The organism is Pseudomonas sp. MT92 (genome assembly GCF_058792515.1).
In genome coordinates this window covers 1-19,664 of the sequence record NZ_JBXAFA010000002.1, presented here as the reverse complement: position 1 = coordinate 19,664, position 19,664 = coordinate 1, and the positions used below count along the sequence as shown (strand labels likewise).

General features: G+C 59.0%; 16 protein-coding genes, 1 tRNA gene and 1 pseudogene. 10 read left to right on the top strand and 8 right to left on the bottom strand.

Annotation, left to right across the window (positions count from 1 at the left end; all coding sequences use genetic code 11):
• Nucleotides 1-5: 5 nt before the first annotated feature.
• The 3 genes from AC1Q6D_RS03015 to AC1Q6D_RS03005 all read right to left on the bottom strand — a co-directional run bounded on the left by AC1Q6D_RS03015 (nt 6) and on the right by AC1Q6D_RS03005 (nt 3,102).
• Nucleotides 6-527: a cupin gene (locus AC1Q6D_RS03015; protein ID WP_047529870.1), complete on the bottom strand. Its 522-nt coding sequence runs from the start codon at nt 525-527 to the stop codon at nt 6-8.
• 232 nt (nt 528-759) lie between these two features.
• The gene (locus AC1Q6D_RS03010; protein ID WP_103404796.1) at nt 760-2,619 is read right to left on the bottom strand and encodes an ABC transporter ATP-binding protein; all 1,860 of its coding nucleotides are present in this window, start codon (nt 2,617-2,619) and stop codon (nt 760-762) included.
• Between the two features lie 279 nt (nt 2,620-2,898).
• Nucleotides 2,899-3,102 carry a hypothetical protein gene (locus tag AC1Q6D_RS03005; protein WP_047538758.1) on the bottom strand — a complete coding sequence of 68 codons (204 nt, stop codon included), beginning with the start codon at nt 3,100-3,102 and terminating at the stop codon, nt 2,899-2,901.
• Between the two features lie 680 nt (nt 3,103-3,782).
• Between AC1Q6D_RS03005 and AC1Q6D_RS03000 the strand changes: the two are divergent.
• Nucleotides 3,783-3,958 (top strand): annotated as a pseudogene (locus tag AC1Q6D_RS03000) (cell wall hydrolase); the annotation flags it as partial.
• Between the two features lie 155 nt (nt 3,959-4,113).
• Here AC1Q6D_RS03000 and AC1Q6D_RS02995 read toward each other — a convergent pair.
• Complete coding sequence (locus AC1Q6D_RS02995) at nt 4,114-4,887, bottom strand: hypothetical protein (RefSeq protein ID WP_103404797.1); 774 nt, start codon at nt 4,885-4,887, stop codon at nt 4,114-4,116.
• 36 nt (nt 4,888-4,923) lie between these two features.
• Between AC1Q6D_RS02995 and AC1Q6D_RS02990 the strand changes: the two genes are divergently transcribed.
• Together AC1Q6D_RS02990 and AC1Q6D_RS02985 are read left to right on the top strand one after the other, a co-directional pair.
• Nucleotides 4,924-5,124: a DUF2514 family protein gene (locus AC1Q6D_RS02990; protein WP_103404798.1), complete on the top strand. Its 201-nt coding sequence runs from the start codon at nt 4,924-4,926 to the stop codon at nt 5,122-5,124.
• Between the two features lie 523 nt (nt 5,125-5,647).
• Nucleotides 5,648-8,167: a DUF4214 domain-containing protein gene (locus AC1Q6D_RS02985; RefSeq protein WP_103404799.1), complete on the top strand. Its 2,520-nt coding sequence runs from the start codon at nt 5,648-5,650 to the stop codon at nt 8,165-8,167.
• Between the two features lie 492 nt (nt 8,168-8,659).
• Here AC1Q6D_RS02985 and AC1Q6D_RS02980 read toward each other — a convergent pair.
• A tRNA-Ser gene (locus AC1Q6D_RS02980) sits at nt 8,660-8,747 on the bottom strand.
• 123 nt (nt 8,748-8,870) lie between these two features.
• Here AC1Q6D_RS02980 and AC1Q6D_RS02975 point away from each other — a divergent pair.
• A complete protein-coding gene (locus tag AC1Q6D_RS02975; protein WP_103404800.1) occupies nt 8,871-9,542 on the top strand; it encodes a Bax inhibitor-1/YccA family protein in 672 nt (223 codons plus the stop codon).
• 66 nt (nt 9,543-9,608) lie between these two features.
• Here AC1Q6D_RS02975 and AC1Q6D_RS02970 read toward each other — a convergent pair whose 3' ends face one another.
• On the bottom strand, nt 9,609-10,046 hold the full coding sequence (locus AC1Q6D_RS02970; protein WP_010461024.1) for an Lrp/AsnC family transcriptional regulator: 438 nt from the start codon (nt 10,044-10,046) through the stop codon (nt 9,609-9,611).
• A 136-nt stretch (nt 10,047-10,182) separates the two neighbouring features.
• Here AC1Q6D_RS02970 and AC1Q6D_RS02965 point away from each other — a divergent pair, with 136 nt between their 5' ends.
• On the top strand, nt 10,183-11,076 hold the full coding sequence (locus AC1Q6D_RS02965) for a DMT family transporter (RefSeq protein WP_103404801.1): 894 nt from the start codon (nt 10,183-10,185) through the stop codon (nt 11,074-11,076).
• Nucleotides 11,077-11,083: 7 nt separating this feature from the next.
• Here AC1Q6D_RS02965 and AC1Q6D_RS02960 read toward each other — a convergent pair whose 3' ends face one another.
• On the bottom strand, nt 11,084-12,127 hold the full coding sequence (locus AC1Q6D_RS02960; RefSeq protein WP_178083138.1) for an FUSC family protein: 1,044 nt from the start codon (nt 12,125-12,127) through the stop codon (nt 11,084-11,086).
• 44 nt (nt 12,128-12,171) lie between these two features.
• Nucleotides 12,172-13,797, bottom strand: coding sequence for an NADP-dependent glyceraldehyde-3-phosphate dehydrogenase (locus tag AC1Q6D_RS02955; protein WP_103404802.1), 1,626 nt, complete (start codon nt 13,795-13,797; stop codon nt 12,172-12,174).
• Nucleotides 13,798-14,123: 326 nt separating this feature from the next.
• Here AC1Q6D_RS02955 and AC1Q6D_RS02950 point away from each other — a divergent pair, with 326 nt between their 5' ends.
• From AC1Q6D_RS02950 to AC1Q6D_RS02930, 5 genes are all read left to right on the top strand, one after another.
• Nucleotides 14,124-15,011 carry a Dyp-type peroxidase gene (locus AC1Q6D_RS02950; protein WP_103404803.1) on the top strand — a complete coding sequence of 296 codons (888 nt, stop codon included), beginning with the start codon at nt 14,124-14,126 and terminating at the stop codon, nt 15,009-15,011.
• Between the two features lie 164 nt (nt 15,012-15,175).
• Complete coding sequence (locus AC1Q6D_RS02945) at nt 15,176-15,928, top strand: GntR family transcriptional regulator (protein ID WP_103404804.1); 753 nt, start codon at nt 15,176-15,178, stop codon at nt 15,926-15,928.
• Nucleotides 15,925-17,655: a fumarate reductase/succinate dehydrogenase flavoprotein subunit gene (locus AC1Q6D_RS02940; RefSeq protein ID WP_103404805.1), complete on the top strand. Its 1,731-nt coding sequence runs from the start codon at nt 15,925-15,927 to the stop codon at nt 17,653-17,655. Before AC1Q6D_RS02945 ends, AC1Q6D_RS02940 begins: the two co-directional genes overlap by 4 nt.
• Before the next feature lie 26 nt (nt 17,656-17,681).
• Complete coding sequence (locus AC1Q6D_RS02935) at nt 17,682-17,927, top strand: 4Fe-4S dicluster domain-containing protein (RefSeq protein WP_008060065.1); 246 nt, start codon at nt 17,682-17,684, stop codon at nt 17,925-17,927.
• Nucleotides 17,928-18,142: 215 nt separating this feature from the next.
• The gene (locus AC1Q6D_RS02930) at nt 18,143-19,561 is read left to right on the top strand and encodes an ABC transporter substrate-binding protein (RefSeq protein ID WP_103404806.1); all 1,419 of its coding nucleotides are present in this window, start codon (nt 18,143-18,145) and stop codon (nt 19,559-19,561) included.
• Nucleotides 19,562-19,664 lie beyond the last annotated feature (103 nt).

Genomic DNA, 19,664 nt, shown 5'->3' with positions numbered 1-19,664 from the left:
GCGGTTCACAACCAGTAGCGGTTTACCGCGCCATGGGGGCCTTGTACAGGGTCCTGGCCGGGAAAGGGTAGCTTGTCGATATTCGCCAACTGCGCAGGATTCGGCGCTTCGCGACAGATGTCAGCGTGCTGGCCCGGTGGGTACGCTCCAACCACCAGAAAATCATCGCTCGATTCGATATTGCAGTGGCCGGTGCCGGCGGGTAACAGCAACACATCGCCGTCGCTGACTTCCAGCACCCGCCCGTCCGGGCCGCCAAGCATCAGGCGAGCGTAACCTCTGGCGATACCCAGCACTTCATGGCCCTGGGTGTGATAGTGATGATAGTCGTAAACCCCGTCACGCCATTGCGGCGGCCAGCCATGGGCGCTGAAGATTTGTTCGAACAAAGCCGCCGGATCTTTGCCTTTGGCGGCAATGGCCTTGATGTAAATCAGCACCCGCAGGCGAGGGTTGTTCGGAACCCAACCGTTGCGTTCGAGCAACAGGGTTTGCAAGGGGGCGTCGACAGCTTCTGACCTGATCATTCGAGATCCTCCGCGACCTGCCAGGCCACTGATTAAAGTCACCGTTAAGGAGTGACATCGGAGGCTCTTCAATCGTTCAAGATTTAAGCAGCCAACCCCAAAAACCGGACAGGCAGTCGCCACGATTTGCGATGATCTCGTGAGACCGGGCCAATGGACCTTGTTGCCGCAGGGGATCTGCGCACGACCGGACTGCAGCTGTTCGCCGATCACCGCTCTCGACCGTTCACACTCATACCTGATCCATCGCCTCAATCACCCCCTCATCCTCACCCAGAAACCCACCGCTTTGATGCTGCCACAGTCGCGCATAGGTGCCGTTTCTTCCCAGCAGTTCGGCATGGGTGCCTTGTTCGATGATGCGCCCCTCGTCCATGACAATGAGCCGATCCATGGCGGCGATCGTCGACAATCGGTGGGCGATCGCGATGACGGTCTTGCCTTTCATCATTTCATCGAGGCTTTCCTGGATGGCGACTTCGACTTCGGAATCCAGGGCACTGGTGGCCTCGTCAAGTAACAGGATCGGGGCGTTCTTGAGCATCACCCGGGCGATGGCAATGCGTTGGCGCTGGCCGCCGGAAAGCTTGATGCCGCGCTCACCTACCAGGGTGTCATAGCCGGTACGGCCTTGCCGGTCGCTCAGTTGGCTGATGAAACCGTCGGCCTGGGCATTGGCTGCGGCGCTGCGGACCTGCGCGTCGGTCGCGTCCGGGCGGCCGTAGGCGATGTTGTCGTGAATGGAACGGTGCAACAGGGAAGTTTCCTGAGTGACCATGCCGATAGCACTGCGCAGACTGTCTTGGGTCACTTGAGCGATGTTTTGACCATCGATGCGAATCTCACCGCTGTCCACGTCATAGAATCGCAGTAGCAGATTGATCAGAGTGGATTTACCGGCACCGGAACGGCCCACCAGGCCGATTTTTTCGCCCGGGCGGATGTTCAGGCTCAATCCGTCGAGCACTTGGCGTTCACCGTTGTAGTTGAAGCTCACGTTGTCAAAGGTCACCGCGCCGCCAGAGGGCACCAGCACGCCGGCGTTTGGCGCATCCTGCACCTTGGGGCCGCGGGTCAGGGTGGCCATGCCATCCTGCACGGTGCCGATGTTTTCGAACAGCGAAGCCATTTGCCACATGATCCAATGCGACATGCCATTGATACGTAACGCCATGGCCGTAATCGCTGCCACAGCCCCCGTGCCGACCTCGCCCTGGTGCCACAGCCACAGGGCATAGCCGCCTGCTCCGAGGATAAGCGCAACCACCAGTGCCTGATTGACGATCTCGAACTGGCTGACCAGGCGCATCTGGCGAAAACCGGTGTGCTTGAAATCCTCCATCGCCGCGCGCGCGAAGTGCGCTTCACGCTTGGAGTGAGAGAACAGTTTCACGGTGGTGATGTTGGTGTAGGCATCCGAAATACGCCCCGTCATCGACGATCGCGCATCGGCCTGTTCCTGCCCGACTTGGCCCAGGCGTGGCACAAAGTACAGCATGGCCAGCCCGAACAACGCGACCCAGGCAATGAAAGGCAGCATGAGTTTCAGGGCGAAGCCGCCGGCCAGTGCGATGATCGCAATGAAGTAAACGCCGATACCGGGTGCGATTTCGATGAGGGTGAACAGGACTTCGCGCACGGCCAGTGCAGTCTGCATCACCTTGGTCGTGACCCGGCCGGAGAACTCATCGGAAAAGAATGAAAGGCTTTGCCGCAGCATCAGCCGATGGAAGTCCCAGCGCAGCCGCAGCGGCAGATTAATCGCCAAAATCTGGTGCTGCACCAGGGTGCGAAGCGCCACCAGCCCAATGCTGGTGAGCAATACGATTGCGATACCCCACAGAACTCGACGTTCTTGTCCATTCACACCGTCGCCGGCCTGCCAGGTCGAGAGCAGATCCACGACCTGCCCCAGAAAGGAAAACAACCAGGCTTCGTAGATCGACACACTGGCACTCAGAAAGGCAAGCGCAAGGATATAGCCACGGGCGCCTCGGGTGCAGGCCCACAGGAACGGCATCAGGCCGATAGGCGGTGGTGGTGCTTCGTCGGGGGGGAATGGGTCGAGCCTTCGTTCAAACACGCGAAGCATTGTGGTCTCCGAATTGATGAAATTGAGGGGATTCTGCCATTTAACGCTTGCTTTGAGGGTTCGCAGGTTAAGGGTATGTCACCATCAAGGGTCGGGCTCCCAGGTTCAGCTGCCGCCTGCGCCGCAGCATGTCCCTCTGAGTGTGCGACGGCATTGCCGCCTTGCAGACGTTGGCCTCTTTGGGCCTTTCGTTATGGTTTCAACGTGACGCATGCATCGCCCCGCACAATCCTTGCTGATTTCACCTCGTCCGCATAACCCGCCAGCTGATTTGCAACCTCAATGGAGCGTCTTGCGACTTTCACCAATCCTGATCCGATCGAGCGCCCGGTTTAATGCGTCCAGGGCGTCGAGGAGGGCTTTCGCTTCAGCTTCCCGACCATCCCCCCACAGGCGTTCCGCCATTTTGTTCAGGGCTTGGATAGATCGTTCAATGTCTGAAGCAGTCACTGCTGCTTTGCTGTCCGTCTGCGTCTTCTTCATTGAGTAACCATTTGCAGGGTAATGGAGTGAGTGCGCCATCCTGGTCAATCCTTAAGCCAGATCGGTTACAAGTTCACGTCGCGTCAGCTCAGACCAGATGAGCATTCCACACCAGTAGCACGCGCGCCTGAATGAAGGTCTCATCTGCACTGATCGTTTGCGGAGGGTACCGCGCGAGAGCGCTGGATCTACTCCTGATCCGTGCTGAATGTTGGAGACTCACCCGCAAGGTGGCAGACGCAGTGCTGTACAGGCGGGGCGTGTGGAGGGTGTGGCGCGATGGCGAGCCCGGCTGTTCTGGGCTGGCGTCTGAATTGGCGGCGCCAGGCACTTCACCAAGACCCCGACCCGTTCGCAGATTTCTTCGTCTGGGGGATTGAAAAGGCAAAGCCCCGAGGTTGGCCCTTCGGGGCTTCTAGCTTCCTCGAAGGGGAGTGCAAGCATGCGCAGAATCCTACCAGCGAGCATCCAAAAGCAAAACCCCGAAGTTTCGCGGGCTTCGGGGTTTCTATTTCCTCCTGTCGGGGCGTTGTTCAGGAGGACTTGGCCGGCATGATATCCGCGCCGACACCATGAATCACTACGACCATGGACTACAGATTTCCGCTATCCAGCCCGCCATGAGCAGGCTTCTTTTCGCCTGAAGAAAAGTTAGGACCGCAACTGAAAAAGACCGCGACATCCTCGTCCTCCCACTGTGGGGGATGATCGCGGCGAAAGCCTGGCCGGACAGGTCGCCGTCGCCTGGACGATCCGTGGTCGCGTGGACGACGGCAATGCCAAGTCCTTGTGGGGGGAGTGGGATGCCGGGGTTTGCCAGAAGCCATACCCGTTCAGATGCCGGAACAAGAACGACCTGACCGCCTGGGCAATGGCGGAGCCATCGATCTCGATCCAACTGCTGGACGAACTGTTTTCGATATCAGGGCCGGGATCTTTGCCGATCAAGCAGCCCTGAAGGCTTTGCAGGAGTATGTCAAAGAGGTGTGTCGATAAACCAGCAGCGCCTATTTAGCGAGCAGAGAGTACCCACTTCCCGTCAACCAAAGCGAAAGTGTCTTCTTGATTCATGCTTCCTTGGGGAATTAGGGCCAGGCTCGCCTTTACTCTAACCCGGTTGCCAGGCAGCGGTTGCACGCCAATGATGTCTACTTTTTGTACTCGTTGATGCATCTGAACAAAGGTATTACACAACTGCTCGTCGTTAGTGCGGAACTGTTCGACAAGCTGAGGCCACTCGCTTAACTCTTGCAGCTCATCACAATCTGTTGAAGTCCAAAAATCGGTGAATGCTTTTGCTGCAGCGGCAGATTCATCATCACCGGATGCTGCGGCTTGATCGGCTGCGCCCGGATGACCATTAATCGCCGCTAGGACGTAGCTGTGGACCTTGGCGTTCCGTTCATTGATGTAGGGCATCAAGGCGTCTGATTGCGATACAACCCTGAAGAATTTCAGCACCTCTTCAGACTGAGCGACAACCATCTCATCTTTGAAACGATTGTCCCGGGGGATGTTCGCGGCCTTCGTAGCAATCGCATCAACATGCATCGACGCAAGATTCAGCGCAACGCAGTACTCAACGTCTTCTTCTCCCGAGGCGCGACTTAGGCCTGACTCGCAGTCGTCGACTGCCTGCCCCATTCCGGTTATTCCGGCGCTGCGATAAGACTCGACAGCTTTCTGGGCTGCGGCCATCAATCGAATGTCTTGATCCGAAGGATCTTGGGCGTAAACGATGTTGCTGATCAGGGGTATGGCAAGTGCGAAGGCTAAACGCTTCAAGTCGGTCGTCCTTGATTCCTTAGATAGGGAGGCATAATGCTATCTGACCTGATGAACGTAGGCGAGTGGGCAGCCTGTAAACAAGCGGATCAAGGCAGCTACCGCACCGCAGGGGTGCTTACCGATGTGCTCAAGCGCGCTGATGAGAGAGCGGGCGAACTGGCTGAAGTTGCTGACCAAGCCAGGGCCAGGGGAGTGACCTGCGAGCAGGCGTATATTTCGCTCTCGGAAAATTAGCAATCTGCTGGCGCGCAAGTAGTCACCGCCCCCCCATACTGAGAGCTGGGTTTACCATCCCGAGCATGTGAAAGCTGGCCCATTCGAAGTTGTCAGTGCATTCAGTACAAAGGTTGCATGTGGTTTAGATGATGGCTACTTGCCTTTATATTGGCGGTCATGTATTAAGCGTTAAATGCCGACATTTTGGCTTGTCCGCTCGACGTTCCCGGATTTTTTCGACAATTCTGGGAGTGAAGCGTTGAGTTCCTCACTCATCATAAATAGCAAGGAAGCATCCCTTGACCATGCTAAATACCGCTCCTAAGTTTGGAATATTGTCCACCAAAAACCAAGTCTCTGTTTACAGCCAACCGAACATGAACGGTTCGGATGCCGCGCCTGGTTCTGGCACAGAAAACGCCAACTTGGCCAGCATTATTCAGTCGATCATCAACAAGGGCGGTACAGTCTTGATACGTCCATCAAGAGCTTCGCTGATCCGGACCTCGCCACCAAGCTAGCCGCCAGCGGTTTTTTCTTCATGACTGACATGGAGTCTATTGATGACCCTACCAGTCCCGCATTCATGCCAGCGGATGCCAAGGCCGCCCTTGAGAGCTGGGTGAGCAAGGGCGGTGTGATCATGATGACAGGCACTGCCGGCCCCAACGATGTCGACTTCCTGAATTCCGTGTTTGGCTGGGATCTGACCAGCAAGAGCGGGATGAGCTGGTCGCTCAACACTACCAATGCGACAGGAACGCCCTTTGCCGGTGGTCCAGCTACTTTGAGCAATCTGTCCGCGACTGACTCTATTGGCAAGGGCACTGTTGCCAACTTCAAGGCCATTTACGGGGCGGACGATAATGCAACGGTCGCGGCGATTTCTCATGGCGCCGGCAGCGTTATCTTCCTCGGTTACGATTACTACAATGCCGGCATCGCCGGCACCGGATTCCAGACTGCAGCGCCCCAGTACTTGCAAGATGTGACGACTGGCTCAAGCAGTACGAACGCTTGGGTCACGGAAATGATTCCGCGTGCGATGCAATACTCCGCCGAGTTGTCATCGGGCTACACTCTGAGCCAAGGCAGTGTTGGCCTGCAATCGAGCAATCAACTGCCGATTTCCGACGTAGACAGCGACGTCGTCACCGTAACCGCTACCGCACTGACGATCGAGCAGAAGGACAGCAGCGGCGCGGTCGTGTCCTCCAGTAGCCAGCAGCCGACCAACAGTGACATCCTGGCGATGTTGAGCCTGTCACCGACGCCAGTGCTCGACGGTACTCAGGAGCAGGGCAGTCTGACCTGGTCGTTCAATTCTGGCAGTGAAACTTTCAAGTATCTCAAGGCAGGCGAACAACTGGTCCTGAGCTACACCCTCAATGCTGACGATGGAAAAGGCGGCAGCGACCAGACTATCCTGCAACTGATCATCAACGGCAGCAACGATTTGCCGACGATTCAGGGTGTGCCAGGTTCGGCCCAGGTCGTTACCGCTGGTGTTACGACAGCCCTGGATAACTTTACCGTGCAGGATGTCGACGCCACCGAGCTGACGGTTAGTCTTACGGCGGTCAACGGGCAGATTGGCGGCCTCAGCGGCTGGACTCAAACTGGCAGTGTCTGGTCCAAGACTGGAACTGCCGACGCACTTAACCTGGCTTTGGCGGGCGCCACGTTCGTCGCGACCAAAGAGGGCAAAGCCAGTATCGAGGTCAGTGTTGCCGACGAAACCAATACAGCGGTCAAGACGCTGTACCAACTGACCGTTAACAATGCGCCAGCGGTTTCCCCGACAGTCACGATCGATGGTGTCGCGATTTCTACGTCGGGCACCTGGTTGCCCGGCGGCGGTCTGGGCCAACAAATCAACATCCCGGTGGTCACCGATGGTCGCGTCGAGCAAACCGGGGCTGCCGGGGTTGCGGATATTCCGCTGGCGCAGAGCGGAAACACCACACTGCTTTCGGCTCAGCTGCCGGTCGGCTTTGGTCTTAAAGTGCAGGGTGGCGCCAATAGCACAGCCGGCAACTCTCTGGCGTCCCTGATCGAGTCCATCAAGGCCGTCAGCGCTGCCAACAATAGCCACGATCAGGCGCACTTGACCGGTAACGGCAAGGCGTTTCTCGACGGCCTGGTGAGCGATGCAGCGTTGATGGTGCAAACCATTACGCCGGTGACCGCCAACGGCAATGCACCGACAGCGCCTTTGGTGATCAATGGATCAGCCGATGCAAACCAGCACACAGCCCTGGTCATCGATGCCAGTTCTCTGCCAGCCGGTAGTACACTGCAACTGAACAATGTCGACTTTGCCTCGATTGTCGGCGCAGTGAAGGTGATTGGAAGCCAGTCGGGGCAATTGCTCAGTGGTGACGCTGCGAACCAGACATTCGTTCTGACGGGTAACAGCCACAGCCAGGTTTACGCCGGTGGTGGCAATGACACGATCGAAGTCAACGCTGCTGCGGTTTCCGGTGGCACGGCGGGCCAGCCCAATCTGATTCATGGCGGTGCTAATACCGACACCCTGGTGCTCAGCGGCGCACGCTCCGACTATGTCATCGAGCAAAAAGACGGCCAGACGCTGGTGACGCGCGTTGATGACCCATCGCAACAGACCCGCTTAATCAACGTCGAAACCCTGCAGTTCAACGATGTCAACGTCAGCGTCGAATCACGTTCAGAACTGAACGTGCTCGCTGGGCTTTATCAGAACATCCTGGGTCGCCAAGCTGACGTCAGCGGTTTTGAATACTGGGGTCAACAGCAAAGCACCGGCACCCAGAACCTGGGGCAGATTGCCTTGAACATGATTGCTTCGACGGAAAACACAGCCCGCGGCAATATCATCACCAACGACATTGGCAACAATGTTGAAGTGCTTTACCACGCCATCTTCAATCGCAACTCCGAAGCCTCTGGCAAGGCGTATTGGGTCACGCAGATGAAAGATAACGGCATGAGCCTGCAGGATGTAGCGAACGCGTTCGTTGCCTCCGTCGAAATGAGCGCAAACGCGCAATCAGCAGCGCAGTGGGACTTCATCGTTTAATCAAAAATCAGGTTCAGAAGAAAGGTCTCGAAAGAGGCCTTTTTTTTGGCTGAAGAGGCGAAGTACCACCTCGGTGCTGCTGCAGTAGCAGTCGCCGGGGATTGCCCTTGGCATCTATCGGTCCGAGACTTTGGATAAAGCCAGGTGTCTTGGGAATGCAAGCCGAGAGGGGGGGGGCGCCGATATCCAGGGGGATAACACCTTCCGAGATTGTCTCCTCACAGCTCCAGGCGATTGTTGGCCGCTACTGGCAGCGGATCGGCCGAGAGCATGTCTGAACTTGGCATCGCGAATCCTCGGTTATGAGGTCAGCTTAGCATCAGGTTCTATGAAGGTTTTTTTACGATTGGCAGGAGGCCGGGAGAGGGGGAAATCAGGAATTTTTTTGTAACGCTTACCAAATAGTTTTGTAACGCATCGAAATCAACGGACCGATATCCAAACCCCATAAACGATAAAGCCCTGAATAATCAGGGCTTTGTCGTATAAAGATGGCGGAGGCGATGGGATTCGAACTCATGGACCTGTTACAGTCGACGGTTTTCAAGACCGTTGCCTTAAACCACTCGGCCACACCTCCGTTTGTGTTGCGGGCGCCATAATACCTGAATGAAACACACTGTCAAACTCTCTGCATAGCTTGTTACAGGGCGTCTGTTATGATCTTTGCGACTGAACGTTTCAAACCAACAGGAGTGTCGCCATGCGCGAACAGGATTACGCAGTTAATAACAGCTTGCAGGCTGAGCAGCTAGAGGTTAGCCGCGTCCTGCGCAACACTTACGGCTTGCTTGCACTCACGCTCGCATTCAGCGGTGTGATGGCCTTCTTTGCCCAGCAGATGCGTGTCGGTTATCCAAACATTTTCGTGGTGCTGATCGGCTTCTACGGGCTTTTCTTTCTCACCAACAAACTCCGTGATTCCGCATGGGGCCTGGTGTCGGCATTTGCCCTGACCGGTTTCATGGGGTTCCTGCTCGGCCCGATCCTCAACCGTTACCTGGGCATGCAGGGCGGCGCTGAAGTGGTCAGCTCGGCCTTCGCGATGACCGCACTGGTGTTCGGCGGTCTGTCGGCCTATGTGCTGATCACCCGCAAGGACATGAGCTTCCTCGGCGGTTTCATCACCGCCGGCTTCTTTGTGCTGCTGGGTGCAACGCTGGCGGGCATGTTCTTCCAGATCAGCGGTCTGCAGCTGGCGATCAGCGCCGGTTTCGTGCTGTTCTCTTCGGTCTGCATTCTGTTCCAGACCAGCGCCATCATTCACGGCGGCGAGCGCAACTACATCATGGCGACCATCAGCCTGTATGTATCGATCTACAACCTGTTCATCAGCTTGTTGCAGCTGTTCGGCATCATGGGTCGCGATGATTGATCGCCAGCCTGAGTGAAAAAACCCGCTTCGGCGGGTTTTTTCTTGCCTGTGATTTGCCGCAAGCCATTAGGCCATCGGCGGCAACCGGCGTTTGACCGGGGTTTTCTTAACGATGGCCGTATTGGTTTCGGCGTGGGTATTGAGCCGGTCGAGCAGGGTGTCCAGCTGTTCCATCGAACGTACATGCAGGCGCGCGATGAAGCAGTCGTCGCCGGTCACCTTGTCGCATTCGGTGAATTCGGGGATGGCCTGGATCTGCCGTTCGACTTCCTGCAACTGACCCGGCAGCGGGCGAATGCGTACGATCGCCTGGAGCTGGTAACCAAAGCATTTCGGGTCGATTTCGACGGTATACCCCTTGAGCACGCCGCGCTCTTCGAGTCGGCGCAGGCGCTCGGCGACGCTGGGCGATGACAGGCCGCTGATCTGCGCCAGCGCTTTGAGCGAGCGTCGCGAGTCGTCCATCAATGCCGTGATCAGCACTTGGTCGATGTCATCGGTCATGGCGCATTCCTCGATTAGGCAACTCTTCAAAGTCGCCTTGATAAAAAAGGCAGAATCCAAGTTTAGCCTGATTTATGCACTGGAGAAGCCCCCGCCTGGATTGCCATACTTTGGGCTCAAACACAGGAGTCTGATGATGGACAAAACAATACGTCGCGGCTCGTTCGAAATGACCGCCGCCATGCTGATCTCCGGAACCATCGGCTGGTTTGTGCTGGTGTCCGGGCAACCGGTACTGGATGTGGTGTTCTGGCGCTGCCTGTTCGGGGCCGGCACTTTGCTGCTGATTTGCGCCGCATTCGGTTTCCTGCGCCGCGGTATCCTGACCCGTACCACCTTCTTGCTGGCGGTGCTCAGCGGCGTGGCGATTGTCGGCAACTGGGTGCTGTTGTTCGCCTCTTATTCCCGGGCTTCGATTGCCATTGGCACCGCCGTCTATAACGTGCAGCCGTTCATGCTGGTGGGCCTGGCCGCGCTGTTCCTCAACGAGAAGATCACGCTGCAGAAAATGGCCTGGCTGGGCGTCTCGTTTCTCGGGATGCTGGCGATTGTCAGTGCCCATGGCGGGCAGGGCGAGAGCGGCAACGAGTACCTGATCGGCATTGTTCTGGCGCTGGGCGCTGCATTTCTTTATGCAATTGCCGCGTTGATCATCAAGCGCCTGACCGGCACGCCGCCGCATTTGATCGCACTGATTCAGGTCAGCACCGGCGTGCTCCTGCTGGCGCCGTTCGCGCACTTTTCGGCGCTGCCGCAGGCACCGAGTGCCTGGGCCAGCCTGGTCACGCTGGGCATCGTGCACACCGGCGTGATGTACGTGCTGCTATACGGCGCGATCCAGAAACTGCCCACCGCACTGACCGGCGCGCTGTCGTTCATCTATCCGATCGCGGCGATTTTTGTCGACTGGTTTGCCTTCGGTCATCGCCTGGCACCCCTGCAATGGATCGGCGTGGCCGCGATTCTTCTGGCGGCAGCGGGGATGCAACAGGGCTGGGGCTTGAAGTTGCGTCGCACGGTTGCCCAGTAATCAGGCGTCAAATGTTCCAGCGCGGCGCAGTCTGCGCCAGTCGCTGGCGCATCTCGCCGATGTTGGCCGCCAACTGCCGGACCAGCAATTGATAGCCGTCCAGCGAGCTATAGACCGGTGTATCCAGGCTTGAATCCGGCAGCCCTTCAACAGGCCGCCCGAGCCGCTGGGACACGCCGGACTTCAGTGCCCGGGCCATGCCGATCAGTTGCACCCGAATCAACCGGTGCTCCGCTTTCAGCGCTGATTGCAGATGGGCCATGGCGTCCGGATCACTGGCATCCGGCCGGGTATTGCCAAGAATTTCCAGTGTGCTGACGCACATGCGCAAGTGACGCTGGATGGCATCGAGTTCGGTCATGGAAATCTTCACTTCCTTGGACACCGAGGGCATCAGTGAGCGCAACTGCACCATCACCGTGTTCAGGCGCCCCATGAGCTTGAGATGTTCGTCCGCCGTGACCGGTTGACCGTTGATGATGCGTCCATAGATCGTTGCGCAATCACGCAAGGCATCGGCCAGGTTGTAGCGCCAGGAATAGACCGCGTACAGCGGCAGGGCGAAGGAAAACGCCAGGGCCAGGGCAATACCGATGAGGATATCGACCCCGCGCCACAGCCCATCGGAAACCGGATTATCACCATGGCCGGCGACAATGAACACGGTAATGGCGGCCAGCAATGCCGTATAACCGCCCTTGCCGATGGCGTGGTACGAGAAAAAGCCGCAAATCACCGCCATGGCGAAATAGGTCAGCCACGGCATGCCAAGCCACGCCTGTTGCACCACCAGGACCAGGCCGATCGCCGCCCCGACCAGGGTGCCGATGGCCCGCTCGGCGGATTTTTTGCCGATGTTGCCGTGGTGTTGCAAGCCGCCGATCACCACCAGCATCGTCACCGACGCCCACTCGCCGTGGGGCAGGTGGATGCCGGTGGTCAGCAGGATCGACGCCAGCAACCCCAGTGACACCCGTACGGCGTGGATGACCCTGGCATGACGATAGCGTCGGTACGGGTCCAGCAGCGGACGCAGTAAACGGCGCAGCAGCGGTGGCAATTGAAGGGCTCTGGACTGGCTCAGGTCGGCACTCCTCAGAAAATGTAATCGGTGGTCAGGAAGCTTGAACTGCGGCCGCTGATGATCTCGCTGATCAGTTCCTTGTTGCTCTCCTGGAATTTGGTGGCGACCAGCGTCCGGATCGAAAACACCCGCAGGGCATCATGCACCGACAATGTGCCCTCGGCCGAGTTCTTGCGGCCGTTGAACGGGTAGGTGTCGGGGCCGCGCTGGCATTGGGCGTTGAGGTTGATGCGTCCGACCTGATTGGCAAAGGTGTCCACCAGACGTCCGACCGCCACCGGGTTGGTGCCGAAGATGCTCAACTGCTGGCCGAAGTCCGACTCCAGGACGTAATCGATCACCGTATCCAGATGTCGGTACGGCACGATCGGTACCACCGGGCCGAACTGTTCTTCCTGATAGACGCGCATTTGCGGCGTCACCGGGTACAGCACCGCGGGATAGAAGAACGACGCACGGGTCTCGCCGCCATTGGGGTTGACCACCTGCGCGCCTTTTTCAACGGCATCCGCCACCAGCCCATGCAGATAAGCGACCTTGCCCGACTCCGGCAACGGCGTCAGGGCTACGCCGCTTTCCCACGGCATGCCGGGTTTGAGCGTGGCGAGTTTGGCGTTGAATTTCTCGATGAAGCGCTCAACCACGTCTTCGTGGACAAAGAGGATTTTCAGCGCCGTGCAGCGCTGGCCATTGAACGACAGGGACCCGGTGACCGCTTCATTGACCGCATTGTCCAGATCCACTTCCGGCAAGACGATACCGGGATTCTTCGCATCCAGGCCCAGCGCCGCGCGCAAACGGTGGGGTTTTGGATGGAGTTTTTTCAGGTCACTGGCGGCTTTATTGGTGCCGATGAAGGCAAAGATATCGATCTTGCCACTGGCCATCAGGGCGCTCACGGTCTCGCGACCGCTGCCGTAGATCACGTTGATCACCCCGGCCGGGAAGCTGTCGCGGAAGGCTTCCAGCAATGGACGAATCAACAGCACGCCGAGTTTGGCCGGTTTGAACACCACGGTGTTGCCCATGATCAGCGCCGGAATCAGCGTGGTGAAGGTTTCGTTCAGCGGGTAGTTGTAGGGTCCCATGCACAAGGCCACGCCCATCGGTACGCGGCGGATCTGGCCGAGGGTGTCCTGCTCCAGTTCGAAACGGCTGGAACGGCGGTCGAGCTCCTTGAGGGCGTTGATGGTGTCAACGATGTAATCACAGGTGCGGTCGAATTCTTTTTCCGAGTCCTTCAGGTTTTTGCCGATTTCCCACATCAGCAACTTGACCACCGCCTCGCGCTGTTGGCGCATGTGCTTGAGGAAGGTCTCGACATGCTGGATGCGCTCGGCCACACGCAGGGTCGGCCACAACCCCTGGCCGCGGTCATAAGCGCGGACGGCGGCGTCGAGGGCGGTCAATGCGGTCTCGGCATCGAGCAGCGGCGTGCTGCCGAGGATGACTTGCTCATCGCCATTCGGGCCACTGATATACACCGGGCTGCGGACCTGGGCGAGGGGGCCTGGCCAGGTCCTCAATACGCCATCGACCAGGTATTCACGCTGCTCGGTCGGGCCGTCGAGGCGGTATTTTTCCGGGATGCTGCCGGGCTCGGGAAACAGATTGCCAAGGATATTCGCTGTGGTCATGTCGCTACCCCGTATCAGATGTTGGCGAGCCCGGGCCACGGTAGGCGCGGGCTCGCTCGCGAAGGTCGTGAACGATAACGCGTAAAATCAGGCGCCCCGCGGCGGTTATGGGTTTTCGCGAGCGAGCTCGCTCCTACATTCAACGTTCAATGCCCCGGATTTTGAGTCGATCGCGCGGCGACAGGCAGAGTAGAGGGGTTGAGGGTCTGGATATTGTGTCTCTAGCGTAGACCGCTTTGCGCAGTTCTTGTACATGGACATTGACCTGAGCACACACAAGGGCCGGTGCTGCGGTTAAACTTCGCGCTCTTTCATAAGGAGTTCATATGAGTCATTACCAGCCGGGCATTCTCGCCACCCCTGTTCCGCCTCAAGCTCGTCATATGTTCTTCGCCCTCGAATCCGCCGCTGCGTTGCCGGCGGCGCTCGACAATTTGATGCAACTGGTGGACGGCAAGTCGGCTGTGGTCGGCTTCGGTGAGTCCCTGGTCAAGGCCCTGAACGGCAACATTGAAGGGCTGCGGGTGTTCCCGGCGCTGACCGGCGTGGGCGTTGATAACCCGTCGACCCAACACGCGCTGTGGTGCTGGTTGCATGGCGTTGACCGTGGTGAACTGCTCAATCGCAGCAACGCCCTTGAAGCGGCATTGGCGCCGGCCTTGCGCCTGGTGCAGATGACCGAAGGCTTCCGCCATCGCGATGGCCACGACCTGACCGGCTACGAAGACGGCACCGAGAACCCCCAGGATGAGGCCGCTGCGGCTGCCGCGCTGGTGGCTGAAGGCGCTGACGGCACGGTCGGTGGCAGCTTTGCCGCGATCCAGCAGTGGCAGCACGATTTGAAGGGCTTCCACGCGCTGCCTTCCCACGAAACCGACCACATCATGGGCCGACGCCTGAGCGACAACGAAGAACTCGATGACGCGCCGATCTCCGCCCACGTCAAGCGCACTGCCCAGGAAAGCTTCGCTCCCGAGGCGTTCATCGTGCGTCGCTCGATGCCGTGGATCGAAGGCGACCGCGCTGGCCTGATGTTCCTCGCGTTCGGTTTTTCCCTTGACGCCTTTGAAGTCCAGTTGCGGCGCATGAGCGGCCTGGAAGACGGCATCACCGACGGTTTGTACCGCATCAGCCGGCCGATTACCGGCGGCTATTACTGGTGCCCGCCGCTCAAGGACGGTCGACTGGACCTGCGTGCACTGCGGATCGACTGACAGATCACGAGCTGGCTTTTGTAGCGAGGGAGCTGGCTCCCTCGCTACAAATGTTTCACCGCACGATTGATCGTGCGCTCTAACCTTATTCCCAAACAGTATTTCTCAGTCCTCTCCTTAGAACTCTAAGATCACGTCATAACTCGTTATGACAAGTGATCTTCATGACCGATAACGTTCTATCCCTCAGTAGCGTTCCCTTGCACACCCAGCTGCGTGATGTGCTGCGCGCCCGCATCCTTGATGGCCAATACCCGCAAGACAGCCAGATGCCTTCGGAAAGCGAGCTCGGCGCGCTGTTCAAGGTCAGCCGCATCACCGTGCGCCAGGCCCTCGGTGACCTGCAAAAGGAAGGGCTGATCTTCAAGATTCACGGCAAAGGCACTTTCGTCGCCAAGCCCAAGACCTTCCAGAACGTCAGCACCCTGCAAGGCCTGGCCGAATCCATGACCGGTCGCGGCTACGAGGTGATCAACCGCCTGCGCAGTTTCAAGTTCATTGCCGCCGACAAACGGGTGGCCGAGCGGTTGCAGGTCGCCGAGGGTGAAACCGTGGCGCAGATCAAACGGGTGCGGTTGATCAATCGCGAGCCGATTTCGCTGGAAATCACCTACCTGCCCAAAGCCATCGGCGAGCGCCTGGAGAAGGCCGACCTGGTTACCCGCGACATCTTCCTGATCCTCGAAAACGACTGCGGCCTGGCCCTCGGTCACGCCGATCTGGCCATCGATGCGGTGCTGGCCGACAGCGACCTGACCCAGGCGCTGAACGTCGAACCCGGTTCGCCGATCATGCGCATCGAGCGTCTGACCCATGACGCTGAAGGCCGGCCACTGGACTTCGAACACCTTTACTACCGAGGCGACGCGTTCCAGTACCGCCTGCGGATTGACCGGCTAAAAGGGGAGCAGGCATGAGCCGAAACACGTTGGAGCAGGAATACGACATCGTCGTGATCGGCGGTGGCACCGCCGGGCCCATGGCGGCGATCAAGGCCAAGGAGCGCAACCGTGATCTGCGGGTGCTGTTGATCGACAAGGCCAACGTCAAGCGCAGCGGCGCGATCAGCATGGGCATGGACGGCCTGAACAACGCGATCATCCCCGGCCACTCGACGCCGGAGCAGTACACCAAGGAAATCACTATCGCCAACGACGGCATCGTCAACCAGGCAGCGGTCTACGCCTATGCGACCCACAGCTTCGAAACCCTCTCGCAACTGGACCGCTGGGGCGTGAAGTTCGAGAAAGACGAAACCGGCGACTACGCGGTGAAAAAGGTCCACCACATGGGCGCCTACGTGCTGCCGATGCCGGAAGGGCACGACATCAAGAAAGTGCTGTATCGCCAGTTGAAGCGGGCGCGGGTGAGCATCACCAATCGCCTGGTCTGCACCCGTTTGCTCAAGGACGAAGAGGGCGCGGTCAACGGTGTAATGGGCTTCGACTGCCGCACGGCCGACTTCCATGTGATCAAGGCCAAAGCAGTGATCCTGGCGTGCGGCGCGGCCGGACGTCTGGGCCTGCCGTCCTCGGGCTATTTGATGGGCACCTACGAAAACCCGACCAATGCCGGCGACGGCTACGCCATGGCCTATCACGCCGGGGCTGAACTGGCGAACCTGGAATGCTTCCAGATCAACCCGCTGATCAAGGACTACAACGGCCCGGCTTGCGCCTATGTCACCGGCCCGCTGGGCGGCTACACCGCCAACAACAAGGGCGAACGCTTCATCGAGTGCGACTACTGGAGCGGGCAGATGATGTGGGAGTTCCACCAGGAACTGGAAAGCGGCAACGGCCCGGTGTTCCTCAAACTCGATCACCTGGCCGAGGAAACCATCCAGAACATCGAAGAGATCCTGCACAGCAACGAGCGCCCGAGTCGCGGTCAGTTCCACGCCAATCGCGGCACCGACTACCGCACGCAGATGGTCGAGATGCACATTTCCGAAATCGGTTTTTGCAGCGGGCATTCGGCGTCGGGTGTCTGGGTCAACGAGCGAGCCGAAACCTCGGTCAAGGGGTTGTACTCGGCGGGGGACATGGCCGCGGTGCCGCACAACTACATGCTCGGCGCGTTCACATACGGCTGGTTTGCCGGGATCAATGCGGCGGATTTCGTCGCCGGGCGTGAGTTTTCGACGCTGGATGCCGCGCAGATCGAAACCGAGAAACAACGGGTCTACGCGCCATTGGACCGCGAACACGGCCTGCCACCGGCCCAGGTCGAGTACAAATTACGGCGCTTCGTCAACGACTACCTGCAACCGCCGAAAGTGACGAAGAAGATGCAAATCGGCCTGCAGCGCTTCAGCGATATCCAGCGCGACCTCGATCAGATCAAGGCCCACAACGCCCACGAACTGATGCGTGCCATGGAAGTCAGCATGATCCGCGACTGCGCCGAAATGGCCGCCCGGGCCTCGTTGTTCCGCGCCGAAAGTCGCTGGGGGCTTTACCACTATCGGGTCGACCACCCGCAACGCAACGACAACGACTGGTTCTGTCATTGCCACCTGAAGAAGGATGAAAACGGCCTGATGACCAGTTTCAAGAAAGCCGTCGAGCCCTACATCATCCCGCTCGACGCCGATGAAATGCAGGCCTACGACCGCTTGCGGGTCGGTGCCGACGCGGCTTGATGCCGTCAACAAAAGAGAGACCGAACATGGCCTATCAACCCCAGGAAATCTTCTTCCGCTCCAACGCGCCGGTCACCGTCGACGAGGATCTTTGCATCGCCCACAAAGGCTGCACCGTGTGCGTCGACGTTTGCCCGATGGACTTGCTGGCCATCAACCCGGCCACGCAAAAGGCTTACATGGCTTTCGATGAATGCTGGTACTGCATGCCCTGTGAGAAGGACTGCCCGACCGGGGCGGTGAAAGTGGACATCCCTTATTTGTTGCGCTGAATGACAGGACGCCATCGCGAGCAAGCTCGCACACAGTGTCTCTGTCTGCACCCACGAAACTTGTGGGAGCGAGCTTGCTCGCGATGAGGCCGGTACAAACAACCCAAAAGCCATCCGGCAACCACCGGACGCCTGTTTCAAACACCCCTCGTTTCCCACCACGCCCTGATCGTGGCGGAGACGAACATCCTATAAATGATTCGAGGGGATTCATCATGGTTTTGCCAACATCGCTGCGTGCAGCATTGGCCGGTCTGGTACTGGCCTCATTCACCTTGTCGGCTTCGGCCGAAACCATCCGCATTGCCATCGGCACCCAGGACACCACGATCAACTGCGCCGCTGGCGGACTGTTGATCCGCGAATTGGGCCTGCTCGACAAATACCTGCCCCACGACGGGCAATACAAGGACGCGAAGTACGACGTGGAGTGGAAAAATTTCACCAGCGGCGCGCCCCTGACCAACGAGATGGTTGCCGGCAAACTCGACTTCGGCGCCATGGCCGATTTCCCCGGTTCGTTCAACGGTGTGGCGTTCGAAACGGCGGGCAAGCACAGCCTGTTCATCAGCGTGCTGTCGGGCAGCATCAAGGGCAGTGGCAACGGCATCGTGGTGCCGAGCGCCTCGGGCGTGCAGTCGCTGGCCGAGCTCAAGGGCAAGAGCATTTCCGTGCCGTTCGCCTCGACCGCCCATGGCATGTTGCTGCGTGCCGTGGCGGCCCAGGGATGGGACCCTCTCAAAGACGTGAACATCATTGCCCAGCCACCGGAAGTCGCCGGCTCCGCCTTGCAGGCCGGCAAGATCGACGCCCATGCCGACTTCGTGCCGTTCGCCGAGCTGTTCCCGAGCCGGGGCTTCGCACGCAAGATCTATGACGGCTCCCAGGCCGGGGCACCGACTTTCCACGGCGCGCTGGTCGATCAGAGCTACGCGAAAAAATACCCGGAGATCGTCGTCGCCTACCTGCGCGCCAGCCTCGAGGCCAATCAGTTGCTGGCCGCCGAGCCAGAGAAGTACAGCGAACTGATCGCCAAGGTCACGGGGGTCGATGCCGAGGTCAATTACCTGTTCCATGGCCCGCTGGGCGTGCAGACCCGCGACCTGAGCTGGAAACCGGAATATCGCCAGGCTGTCGGCACCGCCATTGACACCCTCAAGCTGCTGAAAAAGGCTGATCGCGGGCTCGATTTGAATACCTTCATCGACGACCAGTACATCCGCGCTGCCTTCAAGGCCTCGAACCTGGACTACGCCGCGCAACTGGCCAACTACGCGCAAACCCCGCTCAAAGCGGTCGATGCATCCACCGGCAAAGCCATCACCGACTTCAGCCATGTGGCCGAGATCTGGGTGCGTGGCGAACCGAAAGTCCGTCAGTACGCATCGGCCGAAGCCGCGTTCACCGCGTTGGCCAGCCTCAAGCAGGAAGGCAGGAACATCCGCGCGGTGTATGCCCAGGCCAGCGACAGCGGCATCAAGTTGCTGGCGGATCAGGCGTTGTTTGCCAGTGATGCGAAAGGGCGCCTCAGCGCGTTCCTGCTCAAGGGCCAGGCCCAACAGTTCGCCACGGCCCAGGGCGGCAAGGTGTTCGACTTCACCGATGCCACCACCCAGGCGGTGGCCGTGCGCTAATCCACCAACACCGCAGTCCCCCTGTAGGAGGGGGGGGGGGGGGGGGGGGGGGGGGGGGGGGGGGGGGGGGGGGGGGGGGGGGGGGGGGGGGGGGGGGGGGGGG

Coding starts and splice junctions, on each gene's coding strand:
- AC1Q6D_RS03010 (WP_103404796.1), bottom strand. CDS start 2,619: ATGCTTCGCGTGTTTGAACGAAGGCTCGACCCATTCCCCCCCGACGAA.
- AC1Q6D_RS03005 (WP_047538758.1), bottom strand. CDS start 3,102: ATGAAGAAGACGCAGACGGACAGCAAAGCAGCAGTGACTGCTTCAGAC.
- AC1Q6D_RS03015 (WP_047529870.1), bottom strand. CDS start 527: ATGATCAGGTCAGAAGCTGTCGACGCCCCCTTGCAAACCCTGTTGCTC.
- AC1Q6D_RS02970 (WP_010461024.1), bottom strand. CDS start 10,046: ATGACCGATGACATCGACCAAGTGCTGATCACGGCATTGATGGACGAC.
- AC1Q6D_RS02940 (WP_103404805.1), top strand. CDS start 15,925: ATGAGCCGAAACACGTTGGAGCAGGAATACGACATCGTCGTGATCGGC.
- AC1Q6D_RS02990 (WP_103404798.1), top strand. CDS start 4,924: ATGCTATCTGACCTGATGAACGTAGGCGAGTGGGCAGCCTGTAAACAA.
- AC1Q6D_RS02975 (WP_103404800.1), top strand. CDS start 8,871: ATGCGCGAACAGGATTACGCAGTTAATAACAGCTTGCAGGCTGAGCAG.
- AC1Q6D_RS02945 (WP_103404804.1), top strand. CDS start 15,176: ATGACCGATAACGTTCTATCCCTCAGTAGCGTTCCCTTGCACACCCAG.
- AC1Q6D_RS02935 (WP_008060065.1), top strand. CDS start 17,682: ATGGCCTATCAACCCCAGGAAATCTTCTTCCGCTCCAACGCGCCGGTC.
- AC1Q6D_RS02955 (WP_103404802.1), bottom strand. CDS start 13,797: ATGACCACAGCGAATATCCTTGGCAATCTGTTTCCCGAGCCCGGCAGC.
- AC1Q6D_RS02950 (WP_103404803.1), top strand. CDS start 14,124: ATGAGTCATTACCAGCCGGGCATTCTCGCCACCCCTGTTCCGCCTCAA.
- AC1Q6D_RS02985 (WP_103404799.1), top strand. CDS start 5,648: ATGACTGACATGGAGTCTATTGATGACCCTACCAGTCCCGCATTCATG.
- AC1Q6D_RS02965 (WP_103404801.1), top strand. CDS start 10,183: ATGGACAAAACAATACGTCGCGGCTCGTTCGAAATGACCGCCGCCATG.
- AC1Q6D_RS02930 (WP_103404806.1), top strand. CDS start 18,143: ATGGTTTTGCCAACATCGCTGCGTGCAGCATTGGCCGGTCTGGTACTG.